A 20,485-nucleotide genomic window follows, 5' to 3' on the forward strand; every position below is an offset into this window, starting at 1 on the left:
CATCACCTAATCTGATAGAAACACCATCAGGATCGTCACGCAACGTTTGTTTTCACAATTTTAGTGTGCCCTGCCGTGCGCAACGATGCCTGGGGTACGCCCGCACCGCAGGCTGCTCGCCAGGCCCGCGCCACCCGCCAATCGAGATCACCGATCACGGTCCGGGCCCCGCTACTACCAGCCGATACGCGCGACTAGGCGGTACAGACCAACCTGTTGCCTACGAGTGGCGGCATGCATGGACACGTGTTGCTATGCGGCAGTACCGTCCCGACTCACTCCATCTCGGACAGCCATGAAACCCGCCTGTGCCAACGGCGGCATCAAGAGGGGAACGGCAGAATGAGTCTTGGTGAGGTCTTCCTCTGGGAGATGATGGGGACGGCAATACTTACCCTGTTAGGTTGCGGCGTCGTAGCGAACACCGTGCTGCGCAAGAACCGCGGCTACGAAGGCGGTTTCCTGCTCGTCAACTTCGGTTGGGGTTTCGCGGTTTTCGCGGGCGCGAGCGTTGCGGCGCCGTCCAACGCACACATCAACCCGGCGGTGACACTCGGGCTCGCGGTCAACGGCCAAGTCCCGTGGTCGGAAGTTCCCGTCTACATCATCGCGCAGCTCGTCGGTGGCACGCTGGGCGCGATTCTCTGCTGGGCCGCCTACAAGCTCCAGTTCGACACCCACGACGCCCCGGCGAACACCCTCGGCGTTTTCGCCACCAGCCCGACTGTGCCGAACGCGCCGTGGAACCTGATCACCGAGATCATCGGCACGTTCCTGCTGGTCTTCTGGATCATCCTCAGCCCACAGGCTGGTGTCGGCGAAACGCCCGGCGTGCCGTCGTTCGGCAACGCGGCGCTCGGTTACGCCGCAGTCGCCTTCATCGTGATCGGCATCGGAAACTCGCTCGGCGGACCGACCGGGTACGCCATCAACCCCGCACGCGACCTCGGGCCGCGCATCGCATACGCCATCCTGCCGATCCGCGGCAAGGGCTCCGCCGACTGGGGCTACTCCTGGATTCCGATCGCCGGCCCGATCATCGGTGGCGTGCTGGCCGGCCTGCTGGCGCTGGCACTGCCCATCAACTGACCCAACATCACACTCAGGAAGGCAGGACGAAAATGGCCTCGTACGTCGCCGCCATCGATCAGGGCACCACGTCGACGCGGTGCATGATCTTCGACCACTCCGGCCGAGTCGTGACCGTCGATCAGATGGAGCACCGGCAGATCTTCCCCAAAGCCGGCTGGGTCGAGCACGATCCGAACGAGATCTGGCAGAACACCCGGCAGGTCTGCGCGGGCGCGCTGGCCAAGGCCGACCTGGCGTCCTCGGACATCGCAGCCTGCGGCATCACCAACCAGCGGGAAACCACCGTGGTTTGGGAGAAGGCCACAGGCAAGCCGGTCTACAACGCGATCGTCTGGCAGGACACCCGCACCGACGAGATCGTCAACTCGCTGGCGGGCGAAGGCGGCCAGAACCGGTACCAGAGAAAGACCGGCCTTCCGCTGGCGACCTACTTCTCCGGCCCCAAGGTGAAGTGGATCCTGGACAATGTGGACGGTGCCCGGGAGCGCGCCGAGAAGGGCGATCTGCTGTTCGGCAACATGGACACCTGGGTGCTGTGGAACAGCACCGGTGGCCCGGACGGCGGCCTGCACATCACCGACCCGACGAACGCCTCCCGAACGTTGCTGATGGACCTGGAGCGGCTCGAATGGGACGCCGGCATCTGCGCCGAGATCGGGGTGCCAACGGCGATGCTGCCGGAGATCCGGTCCTCGTCGGAGGTGTACGGGAAGGTCCGGGAACGCGGTGTGTTCGCGGGAATCCCGATCGCCGGCATCCTCGGCGACCAGCAGGCCGCCACCTTCGGGCAGGCCTGCCTGTCGCCCGGTGAGGCCAAGAACACCTACGGCACCGGCAACTTCGTGCTGCTCAACACCGGGACCGAGCGGGTGATCAGTGAGAACGGGCTGCTGACCACGGTCGGCTACAAGATCGGCAGCAACGACACGGTGTACTGCCTGGAGGGTTCCATCGCGGTCACCGGGTCGCTGGTGCAGTGGCTGCGGGACAACCTCGGCATCATCGCCACCGCCCCGGAGATCGAACAGCTCGCCCGCAGCGTCGACGACAACGGTGGCGCGTACTTCGTGCCCGCTTTCTCCGGGTTGTTCGCCCCGCACTGGCGCTCCGACGCACGCGGCGCGATCGTCGGCCTGACCCGGTACGTCAACCGCGGCCACCTGGCCCGCGCGGTGCTGGAGGCCACGGCGTTCCAGACCCGCGAGGTGATCGAGGCCATGAACGCCGACTCCGGCGTGCCGTTGAAGTCGCTGAAGGTGGACGGCGGCATGGTGGTCAACGAGCTGCTGATGCAGTTCCAGGCGGACATCCTCGGCGTCCCAGTGATCCGCCCGGTGGTCGCCGAGACCACCGCGCTCGGCGCGGCCTACGCGGCGGGCCTCGCGGTCGGCTTCTGGGCCAGTGAGGAGGACATCCGCTCGAACTGGGCCAAGGACAAGCAGTGGGATCCGCAGATGCCGACGGAGCTCCGCGAAAAGCAGTACCACCAGTGGCAGAAAGCCGTTACGAAGACCTTCGACTGGGTCGAGTGAGGGTATCCGTCCACACTGGACAGCAGGAGCTACTGGCGGGCGGCGCAACCCGGATCTTGGAACCATTCTCGCGGGGCTGCGCCACCTTTCGCCGTCGCCGTTCTTGCGGCGGATCAGCCACACCTGCCAGCCGAGAACGCGCGATGTTGACTCCGACATCTTCGAGCGCATCGAGCAAGACGTCACGTCGCGCTCCGTCTGACGACCATTTCCGAACGTATCGAGCGCCCGCCCGACAACACCTGCCGGGTGGGCGCTGGGGGACCTTCGGAAACTCAGTCGTTCGACGGGTCGAGTGAAACATCCGTCCACACTGGACATGGATATCGACCGGCAGGCGGCGCAACCCGCGTCTCAGACCATTCTCGAGGGGTTGCGCCGCCTTTCACCGTCGGTGCTCTTGCGGCAGACCAGCGGCACCCGCCGACCAGCCCGCGCCTCGAAGACCACACCCGCGAACTGCGCGACGTTGACGAGTTCGGCACCCGGAGAGCTGCGGCGGCTGGCCAACCTAGGGGTGCTGACCAAACGCCGCAGCCCACGGACCAGCCATCGACCTGCGAAATCGGCGACTGGGTTTCGGGACGCGAACGTCACTCGCGTGCGTCCACTCTAAACACGACTGCGTTTCAGCCAAATGCCGTTTGGCCTATGCCACCCCTTCGAGCGAATGAAGGCATCGACCACCACGCGTCATCGACCGGCTACTCCCGCGGCACGGACGAACTGGCCCGAACTACCCCACGACTCGCGCCGTCGATACGCCTTGTTCCATTCGGCGTCAGGGGACGACCTGGACCTCGTCGCCTGGGTTCAGGGTGTCGAAGAACCGCTTCGCCGCCGTCGTGGACAGGTGCACGCAGCCGTTGGACTGGGCTCGCAGGCTGCCCTCGTGGAAGGCGACGCCGGTGTTGGTGAAGAACACCGAATTCGGCATCGGCGCATTGTTGAACTCGCTGCTGCGGTGGTCGGCGTCCTTCCACTGCACCCGGAAGACACCGGCCGGGGTCTCCGATCCCGGCTTGCCGCTGGTGATCGGGACCGGGCCATAGCTGGTGGTCCCGTTGCCCTGGAGCCAGGCCTGCTTGGTCGACAGGCTCACGCACGCCTTGGCTCTCGCCCGGCACGGACTCGGACTGCCACCCGTGGCCTGCGCGGTGACAACTCCGCTTGCGAGCACACCGCCTGCGACCAGGGCCGCCACGGTGAGCGCCGACGCTTTCCTGATGCCCATCTTCTCCTCATGCCTTCACGCATCGCTTTGCATCCCCGGCGATGCCACACGCCGATGTAGCGCCCGATCCGCGAACGGGTCGCGCCACGCCCGAGCGGGCAGCCCAGGGGGAACATGCGGTTTCTCTCGGTTGCCTTTATGCACTGGGGAAAAACATCGAATCGACATTGAGTGACCAACGCCACTCCCAGCACTCGCACGGCGGGATTCGCACAGTACACGGCCGCGCACCCGAAGTGACCGAACCGCGTTCGCTCCCCCACGGGCACCCTGGCTCAAACCGTTCTCGAATCGACGGAAGGGAACGCCGCCACTTTTCGTCGATCAAAGCAGGCAGGGCGCCTTCGGATTGATCAACTCGGGCCCGTTTCTACGGATGACTGCTTCAACCTTCCGGATTCCGATGATTTGTCCGATTCGAGGCGGGGTCGGCTTGTTCGGGTTCCGCCCGGATCGGCACGCGTGGAAAGCGAGTGGGATGAGGACCGGGAAAGCGGCTGCTGCGCTGTTGTTGTCGGGAACCCTCGTGGGCGGAGTCTCCGCATGCGGCTCAGGCGATCCAGCGGAAGGGCCCGCGGCCATCGCCACGGAGTCGAAGATCGAGGCTCCGCATGCTTCCGATATCACTGATGGCTGGGAATACCAGCCCACCTGGGTACCCGGCCTGCAGCCGCTGGTCTCCGGCGGAGACGGCGGCGTCGCCTACGGCTGGGCCGACGGCGACAGCGACGAGGACCCGTCGACCCCGGTCGCGGTCACCATGCAGAGCAGTAAGCCGCTGCCCGTGGGCAACCGGATCCCGGACACGGTGGTCGGCGGGGTCAGCGTTTTCGCGCTGGATTCCGGCCATGACACCACTCATCTCGCGGTCGTCATTTAGGAGTGCTGAGCGGCCGAGTACCTCGGCTTGACGTTGTGGCCGGGTGGTGCCTGCCGAATCGCACCACCCGGCTCATGGCACCGCCGCGCGCCGGCCGAGGGGCGACTCGTCGCGGCATGGCGGTGTGGCATTTCCGGCTTCGGGAAGTCCGGCGGTCGTTCTCCAGGATCACCGGACTTGGCGGGGCACCGCCGGTCGCGCCGGACGAAATCGATGCTGTCCTGGCAGCTCGACTAGCGCGGAGCGTTGCTACCGCCAGCAGGTCAGCCAGCACTCGTGATCTGGCTTCGCCGTTGTCCTCACCGGGGTGCCAGGTGCACGCGATGTCGAATGCCCGGACTCTCCCGGTGGCCAGGATTCGACGGACTGCGTCGAGCACCGCCGAGTAGCTCGGCCCTCCCGCGACCGGGAAGCTCATGCCGGGCAGGTCGGCGGCGTTGATCACGTCCAGGTCTAGGTGCAGGACGAGCGGCCCGTCCCGGAGGATCGCCTCGGAGAGCTGGCCACCTCGCACCGGACGATCAGCGTCGATCTCAGCGGTCGCCAGGTACTCGGCCTCGGACTGTTCGAGGTCCCGGGCGTCCACCAGCAGTGCCCGGCCTCCCGGCAGCGGGCGGAGCCCGAGCCGGTCCGCGATCAGCTCGGGGCGGTAGCCGACCGCGATCCGCAACGGCATTCCGCCCACGTAACCGGATTCCGTGGTCTTCAGGGTCTGCACGTCGCCGTGCGCGTCGAACCAGACGATCAACGCATCGGTTCCCATCCGCTTGCAGCCCGGCAAGAACGGCGAGGAACCATGCAGTCCCCGGACACCACGGTCGGAACCTCACCTCGGTCGACGGCACGAGCTACCTCGTCCGCGACGCCGGGGTACAGGACGCCGAGGCGCTGCCACACGTCGCCGTCGGGCGGCAGCGGAAGACCGGGCTCCGGCAGTCGCTCATCGACGTGGTAAGGCACCGAAAGAATCGACATGGCCCGAGATTAAGGGGTCTCGGGTAACATCGGCGACCGGTTTTCCGGGCAGTATCAACGGAAGTCGTCGGCGTGGTCGACGGCCCACTGGGTGAAGGTGCGCGCGGGACGCCCGGTCACCTGCTCGACCGTCCGCACCGGCACGTCCGGGTTCTGCAAGCTCCGCTGCCGGTAGGAGAGCAGCGAGTCTGCGATGCCCGCCGGAACGCCGTCGGCGACCCAACGGGCACGGGTTTGCTCAGGAGCCTCCTCCGCAAGCTTGATCTCCCGGCCGATCGCGGCGCCGATCGCCTGCACCTGCTCGCCCACCGTGATGGATTCCGGCCCGTTCAGCGGGTAGGCCACCCCGGCGTGTCCCTCCTCCAGCAGGGCGGTCACCGCCACTGCCGCGATGTCGTCCTCGTGGATCGGCGTCTGCCGCGCTTCGGAGTACGGCTCTCGGACGACGCCTTCGGCGCGGATCGATTCGGCCCAGGCCAAGGTGTTCGTCGAGAACGGGCCGGGCCGGAGGTAGGTCCACTCGAAGCCGCCCGCCGCCACCGCCTCTTCGAGCACGCGGTGTCGCTCGCCGATCGGGTTGCTGTCGGTGAACTCTACCGACTTCGAGGACAGCAGCACGATACGTCGGACGCCGGCCGCTTTCGCCTGCTCGACGAACGTCCCGACGCCTTCGGGCACCGGGAACAGGAAGACACGGTCGACCCCGGCGAGCGCCGTCGCCAGCACATCCGGCTCGGTGAGGCCGCCACCGACGACCTCGACACCGCCGGGCAGCTCGGCCGTTTCCGGCCGCCTGGTCAGCGCCCGCACCGGCGCTCCGGCCGCCAGCAGACGATCGACCACACAACGCCCTACGTTCCCGGTCGCGCCGCTCACCAACACGGTCATGGAGAATCTCCTCAGCTCACTGGATGATCACATCCACGCTAGGACCTCCAGCGCACTCGAAGTCAATCGAGCGAGCGTCCCCGATGTCGGCTTCGAGTCCGATATCCGGTGGGTAGTGGCAGGCCTGGCCGGAGCAGTCCTGCTGCGATCAGGTCGCCCCACAACTCCGCCGGCACCGGTTGATCGAACAGTTCGGCGTTGCCCCGGACCTCCTCGGCCGACCGGGCCCCCACCACGACACTCGCGACCGCAGGATGTTCTGCGGCGAAGGCCATCGCAACCTGCGGGACGCTCGCGCCGTGGCGGTGGATCATCTCCGCCATGCGGGCCACGCGCGCTCGCAGTTCCGGCGCGGCCGGGGCGTAGTCGTACATGGCTTCTGGCCCCAGCTCGTCAGTGGCCAGAACACCGCCGTTGAAGACACCGGCGGCGAGGACCGACACATTGCGCCGGAGGCACGTCGGCAACATGCTGTCCACTGCGGACTGTTCGAGCAAGGTGTACCGGCCCGCGAGCAGCACCGCGTCCACATCGGTTTCCGCCGCGAACCGCTCCAGCATCTGCCACTGGTTCATGCCGACCCCGATCGCGCCGATCACGCCCTGCGACCGCAGTTCGTGCAAGACCGGATACGCCTCGCCGACAGCCTGCGCCCAGTGGTCGTCCGGGTCGTGGATCAGCACCAAGTCGATGCGGTCCAGGCCGAGCCGCCGCAGGCTGTCATCCAACGAGCGCCGCACCCCGTCGGCACTGAAGTCCCACACCCTCCGGTGATCGGCGGGAACCTCGAAACCCGCGTCGTCCTGCAGCCCCGCACCTAGCGGATCGGGCACCAGCAGCCTGCCGACCTTGGTGGACACGGCGAACTCGTCCCGCGCGCGCCCGGCGAGAGCTCGGCCGAGCCGACGCTCGGCCAGTCCCAGCCCGTAGTGCGGAGCGCTGTCGAAGTACCGGATACCTGCGTCCCACGCCGCATCTACCGCACCGAGCGCGGTGTCCTCGTCCACCGCGCGGTACAGGTTGCCGATCACGGAGCCCCCGAACCCCAGCGCCGAGACCGAAACCTCGGACCCACCCAGCCGAGCCGACTTCATGCGCCGTGGCTTCCGGGTAACTCCCACACCTGCTTCAACCCGGTGTCCGTGCCCGAGTAGTCATCCTCGACGGCCAGGAGCACGGACATCGTGGCCTGCCAGGCGACGTTCACGGGGTGGTCGCGCAAGGCACGCCGCATCGCCTGGTAGTCCTCGACCTCCACCACGTGGAAAAGATCTTGGCCGTCGCGCCAGATCCGCCAGCTGTGCACGCCCGCAGCTCGCAGCGCTGCGTCGAGTTCGGCTGGAATTACCGCGTGCACCCGCTCGTACTCGGCTTCCTTGCCGGGCTTGAGCTTGGTGTGCAAGGCGATTCGCTGCATCTCAGGTTCCCTTCAGTTCTTCCGCAGGCGCAGGCCCTGGATCCCGGCGTCCACCGCGTGCGCCGTGCCGGTGGTGGACCCGGCCGCCGGACCGGCCAGGTAGGCGACGACCGCGGCGACTTCGGCCGCCGACACGAGCCGCCCGGTGGGCTGGCGGGACCTGCTCGACCGCCGCGGACACCGACTCCTCGTCGACCACGTCGCAGCGCAGTCCAAGCACGTCCGCCGGTACGCCGGACGGGTCGAGGTCGAGGGCGGCGACCGCGGCTCCGCGCACGGCGAGCTCGGTGACCACCGCCAAGCCGATGCCCGAACCACCTCCGGTGGCGACAGCGGCCCGACCAGCGAATTCGCTCATTAGGCCACCACCCCTGTTGCAGCCCGAACGGATAGGGTTAGGACCACTCGGTCCCGCTGGTGGCATGGCCTGATTCGCGAGCCGCTGGACGGCAGGCATGAGTATTGGCAGCCCCACCGGGCCGAGGCCGCTTGACCGGCCTTAGGAGCATGCCCCGACCTGGTCGAGGGCCGATTCAATACCCCACGCCGCAGGACGCGGCCGGGTTGACCGCCACAGGGCTGGAAACGTTCCACACACGCCAGGGCTACTCCGGAAAACGCCCCGGCAGCGTGCTGATCGAACGACTGCGCGCCGCCCCGACCACTGCCTCCCGGCTGGGCAAGCAGGCGGTCGCGTGGTTGGTCAGCGGCCAGGCTCAGCTGGTGCGGTCCCAGCGCGCCACCATCCGACAGCTGGATGCTGCCATCGCCGAGTCCGCCAAAGGCCGCCCCCGGGCCGAGCCGATAGCCGGGCTGCCCCGGATCGGCACCGTCAACCTCGGCTAGGCCGTCGGCGAGATCGGCCCCATGCTCGAACACGCCACCAGTCGCGTGCAGTTGGCCGTCGAGACCTGCGCCGCACCGGTCACCACGGAATCCGGCAAACACCGCACGGTCACCTTCCGGCACGCGGTCAACCGACATGCTCGGCAAGCCCTGATGACCGTCGCCGACACCAGCCGTCACGGCAGCGAGTGGGCCACGGTGATCTACAACGACACCCGAGCCCACGGCAAACGCCACCCCCACGCGGTGCGCATCCTCGCCCCCGCCTGGCTGCGCGTGATCTGGGCCTGCTGGCGCACCAAAACCCGCTACGCCCCGGCACCGCACGGAACCAACAAGATCAACAAAGTGAATGGGTTGACTTAGGAAACTCATGCGCCCGTCCACCCGGCGATCGGCTTCCACACCGGGCCGTCGGGGTATGCGTAGTCGACCATCGCCTCCGGTCGCAGCTGCGCGGAGAACCCGGGGCGGTTCGGGGCCAGGTAGTTGCCGCCGCTGAGCCTCACCGGATCGACGAAGTGCTCGTGCAGGTGGTCGACGTACTCGATGACCCGGTCGTCCATCGATCCCGACACCGCGACGAAGTCGAACATGGCCAGGTGCTGCACCAGCTCGCACAGGCCGACCCCGCCCGCGTGCGGGCACACGGGCACCCCGAACTTCGCGGCGAGCAGCAGGATCGCGACGTTCTCGTTGACCCCGGCCACCCGCGCGGCGTCCAGTTGCAGGTAGGACAGGGCGTTCGCCTGCAACAGCTGCTTGAACACGACCCGGTTCGCCACGTGCTCGCCGGTGGCGACCCGGACCGGCGCGATCGCTCGCGCGATGGCGGCGTGGCCCAGCACGTCGTCCGGGCTGGTCGGTTCCTCCACCCACCACGGGTCGAACGGGGCGAGTTCCCGGATCCAGTCGATCGCGGCCCCCACGTCCCAGCGCTGGTTGGCGTCGACCGCGATGCGGATGTCCGGCCCGACCGCATCGCGGGCGATCCGCAGCCGCCGGATGTCGTCCGCCAGGTCCACGCCCACCTTTAGCTTCACCTGCCGGAACCCCTGCCCGACCGCATCCCGGCAGAGACGCCGCAACTTCTCGTCGGAATATCCGAGCCAGCCCGGGCTCGTGGCGTACGCCGGGTAGCCGCCGTCCCGGAGCTGCGCCGCGCGCTCCGCCCGCCCCGGTTCGGCCCGCTGCAGGATCTCCAATGCCTCGCCCGGTGTCAGGGCATCGCTGAGGTATCGGAAGTCGACAAGCTCCACCAACTGCTCCGGTGGCAACTCGGCGAGCAGCTGCCACAGCGGCTTGCCAGCCCGCTTGGCCTTCAGGTCCCAAAGGGCGTTGACCACGGCCGCGATCGCCATGTGCACCACGCCCTTTTCCGGCCCCAGCCAGCGCAGCTGTGAGTCGTGCACCAGCGCCCGCCACATTCCGCCGAGGTCATCCAGGGTTTCCGCTACGGCGCGACCGACCAGTGCGGGCTCCAGAGCCCTGATCGCGGCGGTCTGCACGTCGTTTCCGCGGCCGATGGTGAAGGCGAAGCCGTGCCCCTCCAGGCTGTCGGTCGCGTCGGTGCCGATCACGACGTAGGACGCCGAGTAGTCCGGGTCCGGGTTCATCGCGTCCGAGCCGTCCAGCTCGCGGGAGGTGGGGAACCGGATGTCGTAGGTCCGCAGGCCGGTGATCGTCACTGGCATCACGTCCACCTCGCTTCAGGCACGTCAGCTCCTCCCGGCAACGGGTGTGCCCCTCAGGTATAGCTACCGCCGCCGCGAATTCCAAGATCTCTCGTTCTCCGGGCACCGCGTGCGGTTCGGCCTGGCGGCACGGATCGTTGACTTCGCCCGCGCGCGAACTCCTACCGTGACGGCGCGGACTTCGTGCAGGTGAGCGAGGCCCGCCGAGCATTGCGGCGGGAGGGCGAACGCGTTGCGCTACTACGAGCGCGTGGGATTGCTCAGCCCCGTCGAGCGGGACGCCGCCGGGGCGGCGCTACGACGGACCGGCAATCGCCCAGGTGGTGTTCGTGATCCGGAAGCGGCAGACCGGGAGGACCATCCGCACGCTGCGCGAGTACCTGGACCTGATGCGGGCCGGCGAGCACACCATCGACCGGCGCCGGGAAGTCCTGCTCGAGCACCAGGCCCGGCTGCCCGGCCGAGGACCGCGATCGACGCGTGCCCAGCCTCATGGCTGAGAAGCTGGACGTCTTCGCGGAGCTGGCACCAGCGGAGCGGGCGATGACCGAACGGACTTTGATCCGCGGCGGCCTGGTCGTCGACCTCGACCGGTCGGTCCCCGCCGAGCGGCGGGCAGCCGACCGCCCGATCGACCTGCTCATCGCGCACGGCAGGATCGCCGAAATCGGTCCCGACATGCCGGCGGTCGGCGCGGAGACCATCGACGCGACCGGCATGCTCGCACTGCCCGGGTTCGTGGACATCCGTCGCCACACTTGGCAGACCGTGGTGTGGCATCGGGGCGCGGATTGGGGTTCCGGGACTACTTCGGGAGATCTTCCACCGCACCGGCCTCGGAAGCGACCGGCGGACATGTACGCGGGCACCTTGCTCGGAGCCATGACGGGACTCGACAGCGGCGTGACGCCCCTCGTGGACTGTGCCCACATGCAGAACACCCCTGCCCATGCCGATGCGGATGACGTTCGCGGCGCACCGCTCGTCCGCAGGACCGCAACTGTCCACAAGGGAGGTTCTGCGCTGGGCAACCTCTCATGGTGCAGCTGCCTGCGGCGTGGCACACCGCACCGGCTCGCTGACGCCGGGCGAGGAAGCCGACGTCGTGCTGCTGAGTACCGATGGCGTGAACCTTTCGCCGGTCACCGCATCCGCCGAGGCGTTCGTGCTCGCGGCACACCCTGGCAACGTCGACACGGTGCTGCTCGCCGGCCGGGTGGCCAAGCGCCACGGCAGGCTGATCGGGGACGTGGCACGGGCCGGACGGCTCGCTGCGGCCGCCAGCGGACATCTCGGCTAGCCGTGGTTGCTTCGCGTTGCCGAACGGTGGGCCACCAGGGTTGCCCGGCAGCCCACCTCGACATCGGTCGTCACAGCATGGATTCGAGGATTTTGACGGCCCGCCGCAAGCCACCGGCTTCCTGGATCTCCTGCCGCATTTCCTTCAACCGCAGCCTAACCACGTCACTCGTGGTGACCTGCTTCAAGGCCGCCCGGAGCTGCTCCGGGGTGACCGTTTCGCAGTCCAGTCGGGTGCCCAGGTTGAGTTCCTCGATCCGGGCCGCGTTCATGAACTGGTCGGTCGCCTGCGGAACCGCGATCAGCGGCACCCCGTGGGACAGGCCCTCCATAGTGCCGCCCATGCCCGCGTGCGTGACGAACGCGCTCGCCTGCGACAGCACCCGGAGCTGCGGAATCCATTGCCGCACCTCGAAATTCGGCGGGAGCTCACCGAGTTCCGCCGGGTCCGTGGACCGCCCGACAGACATCACCACGTGCCAGTCGAGGTCGGCGAACGCCCGCAGGCATTTGCGGTAGAACTCCAACTGGTGGTTGTAGGCCGAGCCCAGCGAGATCACCAGCACCGGACGGGAATCAGGGGCCTGCCAAGCCCCCTGGAACGCTCGGTCGGTGAGCATCGGGCCGACGAAGTCGAACGAGTCTGAAACCCGTTCCCCGTACTGGAACGTCCGGGGAATGGTCACGATGCCGCGGCGCGGCTTCCCCATGTCCTGGAAGGTCACCGCAACACCCTGCTGGGCGAAGTACTCGTCGTACCTGGCGTGCACCGCGGAGGACTCGGGCGACGGTTCGATGCCGAAGGTCTCCTCGATGCCCTCGAAGTAGACGTGGGTCGGAGATAGCTGGATGCAGGGCACCTGCCACTTCTCGGCCAGTACGAGGGCGGGGAACGCCGCGATGTCGTACACGATGAGATCCGGACGGTCCGCCGCGTACGCACGTTCGAGCTGCGGTACCACTGCCATGCTCTCGTCGAGGAACATCGTCAGGGCCGCGACCTCCCCTTCCGGCCACTCCTGCGTAGCGGCCGACGGCCTTGGCAACGTTGAGGTGTAGCGGACCGGCGTCGCGCCGGCCTCCTCGATCTGTGCCGCGAAGTCGTCGGTCGTGGCGTACGTGACGCGGTGCCCACGCTCCACCAGTTCGGTGACCAACCCCAGCCCGGGGTTGACGTGTCCATGCGCCGGGATGGACATGAACGCGATGTGCGCGGGCCTGGTGCGGAAGCTGTTCTGAGCCGTCTTGGCCATCTGGTTCTACTCCTGATCAGAAACGCCCTCGGCCAGCGAGGAGCGCGGAAGGTAGCAGGGATCGCAGCGCACGAGCGCATCAGCCACTCGTCACCGAACATCGGCACGCGGACAGCCGGAGACCAGCAGTCAGCGCGCGGGAATTCACGAGTGCACGAATCCCCTGACCGGGGAACGGGATGCGCGTCGAAGCGCCGTGGATCAGACGGTGGAGTCGCCTGAATATCGCCGCGTTCGTGGTGGCTTGATCAGTGGTAGAACTGCTGCCATTGGGCCATGATTCGAGCCTAACGGACAGCCCTCCCGATGTCGCGTCCATTTCGCCGGAGCGCGCGTGCCGTGCGGCCGGTCACGCAGCGAACACGTTCACCCGCAACGAAAACGACGAGCACCGGCCGAGCGCCGAGTTACGTTTGGCGTGGACGTGATCAAGGTCGTGCCGAACCTCCACCTGCTGCGGCTCGAATTCGGACAGGCCTACCTCTGGCACGACGGCAGTTCCGCGACCCTCATCGACACCGGGATCGCCGGTTCCGGTTCGGCCATCGCCGGGCTGCTGACCGAACTGGGCATCGAGCTGGCGCGGATCGTCCTCACCCACGGGCACGAGGACCACGTCGGTTCCGCCGCCGAACTCAGCGGCGCTACCGGCGCACCGGTGCTGGCCCACGGGGCCGACGCGCCGGTCGTCCGGGGCGAGCGGCAGAAGGCCGAACCCGTGCTGCTGGATTGGGAACGCCCCCTGTTCGAGAGCCTCAACCCTAACGTCCTGCCTGCGCCGCCCTGCCCGGTCGACCACGAACTCGACGACGGGGACGTGCTGGACTTCGCGGGCGGCGCGCGGGTGCTTTCCATTCCGGGGCACACCGATGGGAGCATCGCTGTTTATTTGTCAAAGAGCCGAATTCTCTTCACCGGGGACACGATCGCCAACGTCGGCCAGCTGATGCTCGGCACGTTCAACGTGGATCGCGCGCGGACCAATCGAGTCGTTCCACCGCCTCGCCGAACTCGACACCGAGGTCGCGTGCTTCGGCCACGGGGCACCGATCAGCAGCAATGCCGGTGCGGAACTCCCCGCAGTGGCGCGACAACTCACGACGTAGCCCACAACAGTTCGGTCTTCACCGAAACAACACCTCCCTACAGTTGCAGGAATGGACACGATGTCGCCCGGCAACGACACCCGAACCAACGGCAGTGCCGCGATCGGCCACGTGACCATCGCGCCGAGCATTCTGTACTTCGGGACGCCGGTCGTGCTGTTGTCCACCGAGAACTCGGACGGCACCGCCAACCTCGCGCCCATGTCGTCTGCCTGGGCACTCGGCGACGTGATGGTCCTCGGGCTGGGCGGCACTTCGCACACAGCCGCCAACCTCGAAGCACGGCCCGAGCTGGTGATCAACTTTCCAACGCCCGAGCAGTGGTCCGCCGTTGAGCGGCTGGCGCCCCTGACCGGCCGGAACCCGGTTCCGGACCAAAAGCGCGGCGTGTTCCTCTTCGAGCCGGACAAGTTCGGCGCCGCCGGACTTCGACCGGAGCCCTCCGACCTGGTGCGCCCGCCCCGCGTCGCCGAGTGCGCGGTTCAGCCCGCGGAGAACTTCCGCATCATCGAGGCAGCGGTGCTGCGGGTGCACTGCGACCCGCACCTCGTAATTCCCGGCACCCACCACGTCGATCCAGCAAAGTGGAGCCCACTGATCTACAACTTCCGCCACTACTTCGGCCTAGGCCCGGAATTGGGGCACAGCTTCCGTTCCCAAACCCCGCGGCCAGAAGCGGAGAATGCCCAGTCTTAGACCAGTGTTTCGCGCGCACGAGGCAAAGCGCTCAGGCTGCGATCTCTGCCATTTCGCTGATCGCCTCCTCCACCATTCGCCTGGTGTGCCGCAGTTCCCGGCTGTCCAACGCGTCCCGCAGGGCGCGCAGATCCCTTTCAGTGGCCGATCGTGGTCGGCCCAGCTTGTCGTGGCTCTTCAACAAGCCCAGTTCGGCCAGCGCGGCACCGCGCGGTTCGTTGATGGACCGGAACATCTTCTGCGCACCCCGGTAGGTGCGTGCGGCCTCCCCGTACCAGCAAGCGCGGAAGAGGACATTGCCGCGCATCTTGCGGTTGTAGGCCAGGGCGCTGGTCAGGTCCATCCGGCGGCAGATTTGCTCGGCCCGCGACAGCCGGCGCAGCGCCTCGTCGTGCTCCCCGCGCAACGACATGACGTCCGCCAGCCCCCGCAACGCCCAGGCGAGGCCCCGCTCATCCCCGCCCGCTTCAGCGATCTCGGCGGCCTCCTCGAACCGCCGCCAAGCGGAGTCCAGGTCGCCCGCGTTGCGGTCGAGCTGCGCCAGGCCTTCCAACGCCCACACCGTATGCCGGCACTCGCCCCGCCGACGGGCCTCCGCCAGCAGCTCCTCGTGGAGCACGCGGGCCTCCGCGTAATCCCCCCGGATCCGCAGCGTTTCGGCGATCCCGGCGACCGAATAGCCGTACGCGATCAGCTCGCCGGCCTGCTTGGCCAGATCCCGCGCGGAGCTGAGCCAGCGCACCGCGGCGGTCATCTGCCCGCGCTGCCGGGCCAGGGTGCCGCCGCTCCACAGCGCCCACGCCATCGCGCCCTGCTCGCCCGCGTCGCGGGCCGCCCGGTAGCTCGCGCGCCAGGCCGCGTCCGCCTCATCGAGCTGGCCGAGGCGCCGGTACGCCTCCGCAACCGCCAGCCGCGCCTGCGCGAGCTCCAGCCCGGAACCCTCGTCCACCGCCTGCGATTCGCGTTCCAACGCCGCCGCCAGCACGTTCTCGTAGGCCGTGTTGACCGACATGTCCCGGAGCTGCCCCTGGTACTCCGGTGCGAACGCCTTCCCGTACATCTCAAGCCACCTCGCCATTCCTGCCGCTCTGGTGCTCAAGACGCACCGAGTCTGGATTGCGGCCGTGCCCTCCGCCGGTCCCCTGGAGCGGAGGGCACGGGCCTATTCGTACCCCCGAACGACATCGAGGTTATGGCTCGGCGGGGGTCCGGCGGCTCAGCCGAATTGGCAGCGGAGATCAACCGATCGGCCAGGAAAGAAGCGTCCGCTCCTAGTACTTTTGGCCGAGATCGACGTCGGTTAGCAACGATCCGAATGGCCGGGACGTTCGTCGGGTGGCAGCTGGCAGGCCGGGGTGGCACCGGGCAACCGGAAGCGGTTCGCCGCGACCCACCGGTACGCCCGATCGGCCAGCATCCGCAGCACCGGGGCGGACATGCCCCAACCGAGCACCGGCCACGGCACGCGGCACGCCTTGAGCAGTTCCGCGACCGCCGCCGCCCCGCCGAACACCCGACCGGACGTGGCCACCCACAGCACCTCGTGCCGGGCTCGGTCCGCGGTTGTCCGCATCGCCGCGAGATCTGCCTCCTGCCAGGCTTGGATGTGCATGCGCACCGGCAATCGCTCCGCGAGCCGCACGCTACGCGTGCAGAACCCGCAGTCGCCGTCGTAGATCAACACCGGCAGCTCGCTCATGGCCCCGCGCGTCCCTTTCCACCGGGCCCGCCAGGCGCGGCGGGTGCCCCACCAACAACGGTCGCAAACGATGCCGACTCCAGCACAGCGGGTATGCGTTGCCGAGCAGCATCAGAGTGGTGATCACCCAGGTGAAGCGGGAGTCCCGTCGAGCAAAACCCGTGGCTGCCCGGAGCTCCGCTGCGCAACGCTAGCGTTCGGAGCGCGAGTCCGCCGGATCAACCCGATCGGCCGGGGAGTCTCAGCCGACCGGTAGGCACTCAGTCCAGGTCGTCGTGGCGCATCAGCAAGCGACCGGCCTCGGTCAGCGAGCCGGACAGCGACGGGTACACCGAGAACGTGTTCGCCAGGTTGTCCACCGTCACCTGGTTCTGCACCGCGAGCGCGATCGGCAGGATCAGCTCGCTGGCGTTCGGCGCCACCACGACGCCACCGACGACCACGCCGGTTTGCGGGCGGCAGAAAACCTTCAGGAAACCGCGCCGCAGGCCTTCCATCTTCGCCCGCGGGTTGGTGGCCAGCGGCATCATCACGGTCCGCGCGGGCACGTCCCCGCAGTCGATCGCCTGCTGGCTGATCCCGACCGTGGCGATCTCCGGGTGCGTGAAGACGTTGGCCGCGACGGTTTTTAGCTTGATCGGCGTGACGCCTTCGCCGAGCGAGTGCCACATCGCGATGCGGCCCTGCATGCCGGCCACCGAAGCCAGCAACAGCAGACCGGTGCAGTCGCCTGCCGCGTAGACGCCGGGCACGTTGGTCCGCGACACGCGGTCGACGGGGATGTAGCCGCCGCGGTCGGGCTCAATGCCCACCCGCTCCAGGCCGATGTCGGTGGTGTTCGGCACCGAGCCGACCGTCATCAGCGCGTGGCTGGCCTCGACCTGCCGCCCGTCTGCGAGGTGGATCAGCACCCCCGAGTCGGTGCGCTCCACCTTCTGCGCCCGGGCGTGCTTGACGACCTCGGTGCCGCGCTCGGCGAACACCTCTTCCAGCACCGCAGCGGCGTCCGCGTCCTCGTGCGGCAGCACCCGGTCGCGGCTGGAGATCATGGTGACCTTGACGCCCATCTCGGTGTACGCGGAGGCGAACTCCACACCGGTCACACCGGAGCCGATCACGGCCAGGTGCTCGGGCAGTTCGGGCAGGTCGTAGAGCTGCCGCCAGGTCAGGATCCGCTCCCCGTCGGGCTCGGCGCCATTGAGGATGCGGGGCGTGGCGCCGGTGGCGATCAGGACGACGTCCGCGGCCAGCTCCTCGAAGCCGCCGTCGGCGAGGTCGACGCCGATGTGGTGGACGGCCATGCCCTTGGTGGGGTTGGTGAACCGCGCGCGGCCGGGCAGGATCTTCACGCCCTCGCGGCGGACCCGGGAGCGGATGTCGGCGGACTGCGCGAGCGCCAGGCCCTTGACCCGGCCATGCACGACCGCGACGTCGACGTCGCGGTCCTCGCTCTTGGTGCGGATGCCGAGCTCGCGCGCGTCCCGGAACGCGGAGCGGGCGCCTGCGGACGCGATGAAGGTCTTCGACGGCACGCAGTCGTAGAGCACGCACGCCCCGCCGAGGCCCTCCGGCTCGACCAGCGTGACGTCCGCCCCGTTCGAAGCCGCGACCAGCGCCGCCTCGTAGCCCGCGGGGCCGCCTCCCATGATCACGATGCGGGTCACTTCGCGCTCCTCCTCGGTCCGCCTGCCTTGTGGGCGCCGAACTCACCGTACGCTGCGACGAGTCCAGTCATTTCGGGTGGTGCCGACCGAGTTGACCATCGTGGCGCAGACCACTCGCGGTCATCCCGCGGGGAGGACGTGATCGGCCCGGACATCACAGTTACCCACATTCGTGACGTAATCCGCTCCGCCGCACGGGCTGTCGATCGCTACCCTGTTGGGCGTGCCTCTGTACGCCGCGTACGGGTCCAACATGGATCCGGCCCAGATGATGAAGCGCGCCCCGCACTCCCCGATGGCGGGAACGGGCTGGCTGGTGGACTGGCGGCTGACTTTCGGCGGCGAGGACTACGGCTGGGAAGGAGCCCTCGCCACGATCGTCGAGCAGCCGGGCTCCCAGGTTTTCACGGTGCTCTACGACGTCAGCCCGGAGGACGAGCAGCAGCTCGACAACTGGGAGGGTGCCGAGCTCGGCATGCACAAGAAGCTGCGGCTGCGGGTGCAGACGCTGGACGGATCGGTGCTGGCCTGGCTGTACGTGCTGGACGCCTACGAGGGCGGGCTGCCGTCGGCGCGTTATCTCGGCGTGATGGCCGATGCCGCCGAAGCGGCCGGGGCTCCCGAGGACTACGTCGAGAAGCTGCGCAAACGGCCGTGCCACAACGTCGGCCCATGAACGCCGCGTGACATCCACCCCGAATATCACGTCTCACGTGTGATGATCATTCCGGTTGCACACGCGCGGTGAGGGGGCCGTGGCCAAGGACGGCGGCTTGCCGGTCAACCAGCAGGACCGGCGCGCAAATCCGCCAGGAAGTGCTGGCCAGCGGGTTCGTCCGCATCGAGGGGCTGGCCGCCAAGCACGGCGTCAGCGGCATGACCGTCCACCGCGACCTGGGCGTCCTCGAACAGCAAGGTTGGCTGCGCAAGGTGCGCGGCGGCGCGACATCGACGCCGACCGCGCTGCTGGAGAGCTCGGTTCGGGCCCGGATCGGCGACGCGGCCGACGAGAAGGCTCGCCTCGCCAAGCACGCGGTGCGACTCGTTTCGCCTGGTCAGGTAATTGCGCTCGACTACAGCACCAGTGCGCTGGGGGTCGCCGAACGCCTTGCCCCGCTGGGGCCGCTCACCGTCGTGACGAACTTCCTGTCCGTGATCAACCTGCTCAGCGGCGAACCCGGCCTGCACCTGATCGGACTCGGCGGCGACTACCAGCCGTCCTACGATGCGTTCCTCCGCTGCACACCGCCAGCATGGCCCGCACGATGCGCTCCGACGTGCTGTTCATGTCGACCACCGCGGTGGTCGACGGGCATTGCCTGCACCGCTCGCAGGAGACGATCCAGGTCAAGCGCGCGCTGATGGAGACCACCGGCAAGCGGGTGCTGCAGCTGGACCACTCCAAGTTCGACCGGCGCGCCGTACACGAGTTGGCGCCGTTGAACGAGTTCGACGTCGTCGTGGTCGACCTGGGAACCCCGAAACCGGTGCGCGACGAACTGCGGGCCGCGGGCGTGGCGCTGGAGGTCGCCGAGGGCTGACCGTCCGCGTTCAGCCCGCCGTCCCGTCGATGCGGTCAGGGCGTTGAGCGTGGCGATGAACCGTTCGCGAAGTTCAGCGGGGGCGAGGATTGCGGCGTCTGCACCGAGCTTGAGGAGCTGGGTGAGGGCTTGGTCGGCGGACTCGATCGGAATCGTCATCCGGGTCCAACCATCGGAGTCGGGGCTTCCGCAGTTCGCTGTGCCGCCTGCGCCACGATCGGCTCCATCAGGCGGGGCAACCGGTCGAGGACGCGCGGGAGACCCTGATGGTCGCCTCGCTCCGATGGCGTCGCGCGTTGAACTGCGCCAAGCCCGCCTGCCAGTGGGTGGTCAGGTCGAACCCGGGCGGCTGGGTGAAGCGCTCGTCGAGGACGTGCAGGTCGACGATCCGGGAGATCCGGACCAGATCGCCGAGCAGGTCGCCGAGCAGGTCGCCGAGCAGGGTCGACTGGTCCTGGACTGGCCAGCCTGCGGTCATCCGGCGGTGCCTGGGATTGGGCCCCGCTCGACCCGGGCCAGTGTCGCCGACCACTTCCGTACGATCGCCGAGTTCCACATGCCCGGGGAGACGGCCGGATCGACACCCCGGATCCTGGTGGACGGCAACGAGGCGGTCGTGCTCAACGACATCCGCAAAACGGTTGAGGCCACCGGTAGGCCGTACACCGC

General features: G+C 68.2%; 24 protein-coding genes and 3 pseudogenes. 14 read left to right on the top strand and 13 right to left on the bottom strand.

Annotation, left to right across the window (positions count from 1 at the left end; all coding sequences use genetic code 11):
- Positions 1-342 precede the first annotated feature (342 nt).
- Together SSPN_RS0139055 and glpK are read left to right on the top strand one after the other, a co-directional pair.
- The gene (locus SSPN_RS0139055) at positions 343-1,089 is read left to right on the top strand and encodes an MIP/aquaporin family protein (protein WP_029536163.1); all 747 of its coding nucleotides are present in this window, start codon (positions 343-345) and stop codon (positions 1,087-1,089) included.
- A gap of 32 nt (positions 1,090-1,121) precedes the next feature.
- On the top strand, positions 1,122-2,624 hold the full coding sequence (gene glpK / locus SSPN_RS0139060) for a glycerol kinase GlpK (RefSeq protein ID WP_010315712.1): 1,503 nt from the start codon (positions 1,122-1,124) through the stop codon (positions 2,622-2,624).
- Positions 2,625-3,405: 781 nt separating this feature from the next.
- On the opposite strand, the gene SSPN_RS0139070 is transcribed toward glpK, so the two are convergent.
- Positions 3,406-3,858: a L,D-transpeptidase gene (locus SSPN_RS0139070; protein WP_010315714.1), complete on the bottom strand. Its 453-nt coding sequence runs from the start codon at positions 3,856-3,858 to the stop codon at positions 3,406-3,408.
- Between the two features lie 478 nt (positions 3,859-4,336).
- Here SSPN_RS0139070 and SSPN_RS0139075 point away from each other — a divergent pair, with 478 nt between their 5' ends.
- On the top strand, positions 4,337-4,738 hold the full coding sequence (locus tag SSPN_RS0139075) for a hypothetical protein (protein ID WP_010315715.1): 402 nt from the start codon (positions 4,337-4,339) through the stop codon (positions 4,736-4,738).
- Here SSPN_RS0139075 and SSPN_RS0139080 read toward each other — a convergent pair.
- From SSPN_RS0139080 to SSPN_RS61175, 5 genes are all read right to left on the bottom strand, one after another.
- Entirely contained in the window at positions 4,731-5,501 is a 771-nt protein-coding gene (locus tag SSPN_RS0139080) for an arginase family protein (protein WP_010315716.1), read from the bottom strand. The two genes, SSPN_RS0139075 and SSPN_RS0139080, sit on opposite strands and share 8 nt — an antisense overlap.
- 266 nt (positions 5,502-5,767) lie before the next feature.
- Positions 5,768-6,601, bottom strand: coding sequence for an NAD(P)H-binding protein (locus tag SSPN_RS0139085; protein WP_010315718.1), 834 nt, complete (start codon positions 6,599-6,601; stop codon positions 5,768-5,770).
- Between the two features lie 62 nt (positions 6,602-6,663).
- Positions 6,664-7,695: an aldo/keto reductase gene (locus SSPN_RS0139090; protein WP_010315720.1), complete on the bottom strand. Its 1,032-nt coding sequence runs from the start codon at positions 7,693-7,695 to the stop codon at positions 6,664-6,666.
- Positions 7,692-8,018 (bottom strand): L-rhamnose mutarotase, encoded by a 327-nt coding sequence (locus SSPN_RS0139095; protein ID WP_010315722.1) that lies wholly within the window; start codon positions 8,016-8,018, stop codon positions 7,692-7,694. The genes SSPN_RS0139090 and SSPN_RS0139095 overlap by 4 nt, the downstream gene beginning before the upstream one ends.
- Before the next feature lie 12 nt (positions 8,019-8,030).
- Positions 8,031-8,153: a hypothetical protein gene (locus SSPN_RS61175; protein ID WP_010315724.1), complete on the bottom strand. Its 123-nt coding sequence runs from the start codon at positions 8,151-8,153 to the stop codon at positions 8,031-8,033.
- 10 nt (positions 8,154-8,163) lie between these two features.
- Between SSPN_RS61175 and SSPN_RS61180 the strand changes: the two genes are divergently transcribed.
- The 3 genes from SSPN_RS61180 (at position 8,164) to SSPN_RS58090 (ending at position 9,230) form a co-directional block, all read left to right on the top strand.
- Positions 8,164-8,379, top strand: coding sequence for a hypothetical protein (locus tag SSPN_RS61180; RefSeq protein WP_010315725.1), 216 nt, complete (start codon positions 8,164-8,166; stop codon positions 8,377-8,379).
- A gap of 203 nt (positions 8,380-8,582) precedes the next feature.
- Entirely contained in the window at positions 8,583-8,864 is a 282-nt protein-coding gene (locus SSPN_RS58085; RefSeq protein WP_010315728.1) for a hypothetical protein, read from the top strand.
- Positions 8,865-8,885: 21 nt separating this feature from the next.
- On the top strand, positions 8,886-9,230 hold the full coding sequence (locus tag SSPN_RS58090; RefSeq protein WP_010315730.1) for a hypothetical protein: 345 nt from the start codon (positions 8,886-8,888) through the stop codon (positions 9,228-9,230).
- Positions 9,231-9,235: 5 nt separating this feature from the next.
- On the opposite strand, the gene SSPN_RS0139120 is transcribed toward SSPN_RS58090, so the two are convergent.
- On the bottom strand, positions 9,236-10,558 hold the full coding sequence (locus SSPN_RS0139120; RefSeq protein ID WP_029536164.1) for an L-fuconate dehydratase: 1,323 nt from the start codon (positions 10,556-10,558) through the stop codon (positions 9,236-9,238).
- A gap of 329 nt (positions 10,559-10,887) precedes the next feature.
- Between SSPN_RS0139120 and SSPN_RS57355 the strand changes: the two genes are divergently transcribed.
- Positions 10,888-11,058, top strand: coding sequence for a MerR family transcriptional regulator (locus tag SSPN_RS57355; protein ID WP_158309718.1), 171 nt, complete (start codon positions 10,888-10,890; stop codon positions 11,056-11,058).
- A gap of 461 nt (positions 11,059-11,519) precedes the next feature.
- A complete protein-coding gene (locus SSPN_RS54090) occupies positions 11,520-11,858 on the top strand; it encodes an amidohydrolase family protein (RefSeq protein ID WP_237710974.1) in 339 nt (112 codons plus the stop codon).
- A 70-nt stretch (positions 11,859-11,928) separates the two neighbouring features.
- On the opposite strand, the gene SSPN_RS0139135 is transcribed toward SSPN_RS54090, so the two are convergent.
- Positions 11,929-13,110: a macrolide family glycosyltransferase gene (locus SSPN_RS0139135; RefSeq protein WP_010315737.1), complete on the bottom strand. Its 1,182-nt coding sequence runs from the start codon at positions 13,108-13,110 to the stop codon at positions 11,929-11,931.
- A 436-nt stretch (positions 13,111-13,546) separates the two neighbouring features.
- On the opposite strand from SSPN_RS0139135, the pseudogene SSPN_RS62360 reads away from it, so the two are divergent.
- Both SSPN_RS62360 and SSPN_RS0139150 read left to right on the top strand, forming a co-directional pair.
- Positions 13,547-14,008: pseudogene (locus SSPN_RS62360) on the top strand (MBL fold metallo-hydrolase); the annotation flags it as partial.
- A 268-nt stretch (positions 14,009-14,276) separates the two neighbouring features.
- Entirely contained in the window at positions 14,277-14,912 is a 636-nt protein-coding gene (locus tag SSPN_RS0139150; protein ID WP_010315740.1) for a flavin reductase family protein, read from the top strand.
- A 31-nt stretch (positions 14,913-14,943) separates the two neighbouring features.
- Here SSPN_RS0139150 and SSPN_RS0139155 read toward each other — a convergent pair whose 3' ends face one another.
- The 3 genes from SSPN_RS0139155 to SSPN_RS0139165 form a co-directional block, all read right to left on the bottom strand.
- The gene (locus tag SSPN_RS0139155) at positions 14,944-15,972 is read right to left on the bottom strand and encodes a tetratricopeptide repeat protein (protein ID WP_010315742.1); all 1,029 of its coding nucleotides are present in this window, start codon (positions 15,970-15,972) and stop codon (positions 14,944-14,946) included.
- Positions 15,973-16,212: 240 nt separating this feature from the next.
- The gene (locus tag SSPN_RS0139160) at positions 16,213-16,611 is read right to left on the bottom strand and encodes a thiol-disulfide oxidoreductase DCC family protein (protein WP_010315745.1); all 399 of its coding nucleotides are present in this window, start codon (positions 16,609-16,611) and stop codon (positions 16,213-16,215) included.
- A gap of 260 nt (positions 16,612-16,871) precedes the next feature.
- Positions 16,872-18,275: an NAD(P)H-quinone dehydrogenase gene (locus tag SSPN_RS0139165; RefSeq protein WP_010315747.1), complete on the bottom strand. Its 1,404-nt coding sequence runs from the start codon at positions 18,273-18,275 to the stop codon at positions 16,872-16,874.
- Between the two features lie 223 nt (positions 18,276-18,498).
- Here SSPN_RS0139165 and SSPN_RS0139170 point away from each other — a divergent pair, with 223 nt between their 5' ends.
- The 3 genes from SSPN_RS0139170 to SSPN_RS61990 all read left to right on the top strand — a co-directional run bounded on the left by SSPN_RS0139170 (position 18,499) and on the right by SSPN_RS61990 (position 19,816).
- A complete protein-coding gene (locus SSPN_RS0139170; RefSeq protein WP_010315748.1) occupies positions 18,499-18,951 on the top strand; it encodes a gamma-glutamylcyclotransferase family protein in 453 nt (150 codons plus the stop codon).
- A gap of 140 nt (positions 18,952-19,091) precedes the next feature.
- A complete protein-coding gene (locus SSPN_RS48090) occupies positions 19,092-19,637 on the top strand; it encodes a DeoR/GlpR family DNA-binding transcription regulator (protein WP_010315749.1) in 546 nt (181 codons plus the stop codon).
- A complete protein-coding gene (locus tag SSPN_RS61990) occupies positions 19,562-19,816 on the top strand; it encodes a DeoR/GlpR family DNA-binding transcription regulator (protein ID WP_272941802.1) in 255 nt (84 codons plus the stop codon). The genes SSPN_RS48090 and SSPN_RS61990 overlap by 76 nt, the downstream gene beginning before the upstream one ends.
- Positions 19,817-19,864: 48 nt before the next feature.
- On the opposite strand, the pseudogene SSPN_RS63370 reads toward SSPN_RS61990, so the two are convergent.
- Together SSPN_RS63370 and SSPN_RS61185 are read right to left on the bottom strand one after the other, a co-directional pair.
- Positions 19,865-20,101 (bottom strand): annotated as a pseudogene (locus SSPN_RS63370) (WYL domain-containing protein); the annotation flags it as partial.
- Positions 20,043-20,294 carry a WYL domain-containing protein gene (locus SSPN_RS61185; RefSeq protein ID WP_010315751.1) on the bottom strand — a complete coding sequence of 84 codons (252 nt, stop codon included), beginning with the start codon at positions 20,292-20,294 and terminating at the stop codon, positions 20,043-20,045. The gene SSPN_RS61185 and the pseudogene SSPN_RS63370, both read right to left, overlap by 59 nt.
- Here SSPN_RS61185 and SSPN_RS61190 point away from each other — a divergent pair.
- Positions 20,190-20,474, top strand: a pseudogene (locus tag SSPN_RS61190) (nuclear transport factor 2-like protein); the annotation flags it as partial. The gene SSPN_RS61185 and the pseudogene SSPN_RS61190 sit on opposite strands and share 105 nt — an antisense overlap.
- Between the last annotated feature and the right edge of the window lie 11 nt (positions 20,475-20,485).

Origin of the sequence: Saccharopolyspora spinosa NRRL 18395, from assembly GCF_000194155.1 — a bacterium.
GTDB lineage: Bacteria > Actinomycetota > Actinomycetes > Mycobacteriales > Pseudonocardiaceae > Saccharopolyspora > Saccharopolyspora spinosa.

Excerpts from the sequence above, each read along its gene's own strand:
- SSPN_RS0139055 (WP_029536163.1), top strand. The coding sequence starts at position 343 with ATGAGTCTTGGTGAGGTCTTCCTCTGGGAGATGATGGGGACGGCAATA.
- glpK (WP_010315712.1), top strand. The coding sequence starts at position 1,122 with ATGGCCTCGTACGTCGCCGCCATCGATCAGGGCACCACGTCGACGCGG.
- SSPN_RS0139070 (WP_010315714.1), bottom strand. The coding sequence starts at position 3,858 with ATGGGCATCAGGAAAGCGTCGGCGCTCACCGTGGCGGCCCTGGTCGCA.
- SSPN_RS0139075 (WP_010315715.1), top strand. The coding sequence starts at position 4,337 with ATGAGGACCGGGAAAGCGGCTGCTGCGCTGTTGTTGTCGGGAACCCTC.
- SSPN_RS0139080 (WP_010315716.1), bottom strand. The coding sequence starts at position 5,501 with ATGGGAACCGATGCGTTGATCGTCTGGTTCGACGCGCACGGCGACGTG.
- SSPN_RS0139085 (WP_010315718.1), bottom strand. The coding sequence starts at position 6,601 with ATGACCGTGTTGGTGAGCGGCGCGACCGGGAACGTAGGGCGTTGTGTG.
- SSPN_RS0139090 (WP_010315720.1), bottom strand. The coding sequence starts at position 7,695 with ATGAAGTCGGCTCGGCTGGGTGGGTCCGAGGTTTCGGTCTCGGCGCTG.
- SSPN_RS0139095 (WP_010315722.1), bottom strand. The coding sequence starts at position 8,018 with ATGCAGCGAATCGCCTTGCACACCAAGCTCAAGCCCGGCAAGGAAGCC.
- SSPN_RS58090 (WP_010315730.1), top strand. The coding sequence starts at position 8,886 with ATGCTCGAACACGCCACCAGTCGCGTGCAGTTGGCCGTCGAGACCTGC.
- SSPN_RS0139120 (WP_029536164.1), bottom strand. The coding sequence starts at position 10,558 with ATGCCAGTGACGATCACCGGCCTGCGGACCTACGACATCCGGTTCCCC.
- SSPN_RS54090 (WP_237710974.1), top strand. The coding sequence starts at position 11,520 with ATGACGTTCGCGGCGCACCGCTCGTCCGCAGGACCGCAACTGTCCACA.
- SSPN_RS0139135 (WP_010315737.1), bottom strand. The coding sequence starts at position 13,110 with ATGGCCAAGACGGCTCAGAACAGCTTCCGCACCAGGCCCGCGCACATC.
- SSPN_RS0139150 (WP_010315740.1), top strand. The coding sequence starts at position 14,277 with ATGTCGCCCGGCAACGACACCCGAACCAACGGCAGTGCCGCGATCGGC.
- SSPN_RS0139155 (WP_010315742.1), bottom strand. The coding sequence starts at position 15,972 with ATGTACGGGAAGGCGTTCGCACCGGAGTACCAGGGGCAGCTCCGGGAC.
- SSPN_RS0139160 (WP_010315745.1), bottom strand. The coding sequence starts at position 16,611 with ATGAGCGAGCTGCCGGTGTTGATCTACGACGGCGACTGCGGGTTCTGC.
- SSPN_RS61990 (WP_272941802.1), top strand. The coding sequence starts at position 19,562 with ATGTCGACCACCGCGGTGGTCGACGGGCATTGCCTGCACCGCTCGCAG.
- SSPN_RS61185 (WP_010315751.1), bottom strand. The coding sequence starts at position 20,294 with ATGACCGCAGGCTGGCCAGTCCAGGACCAGTCGACCCTGCTCGGCGAC.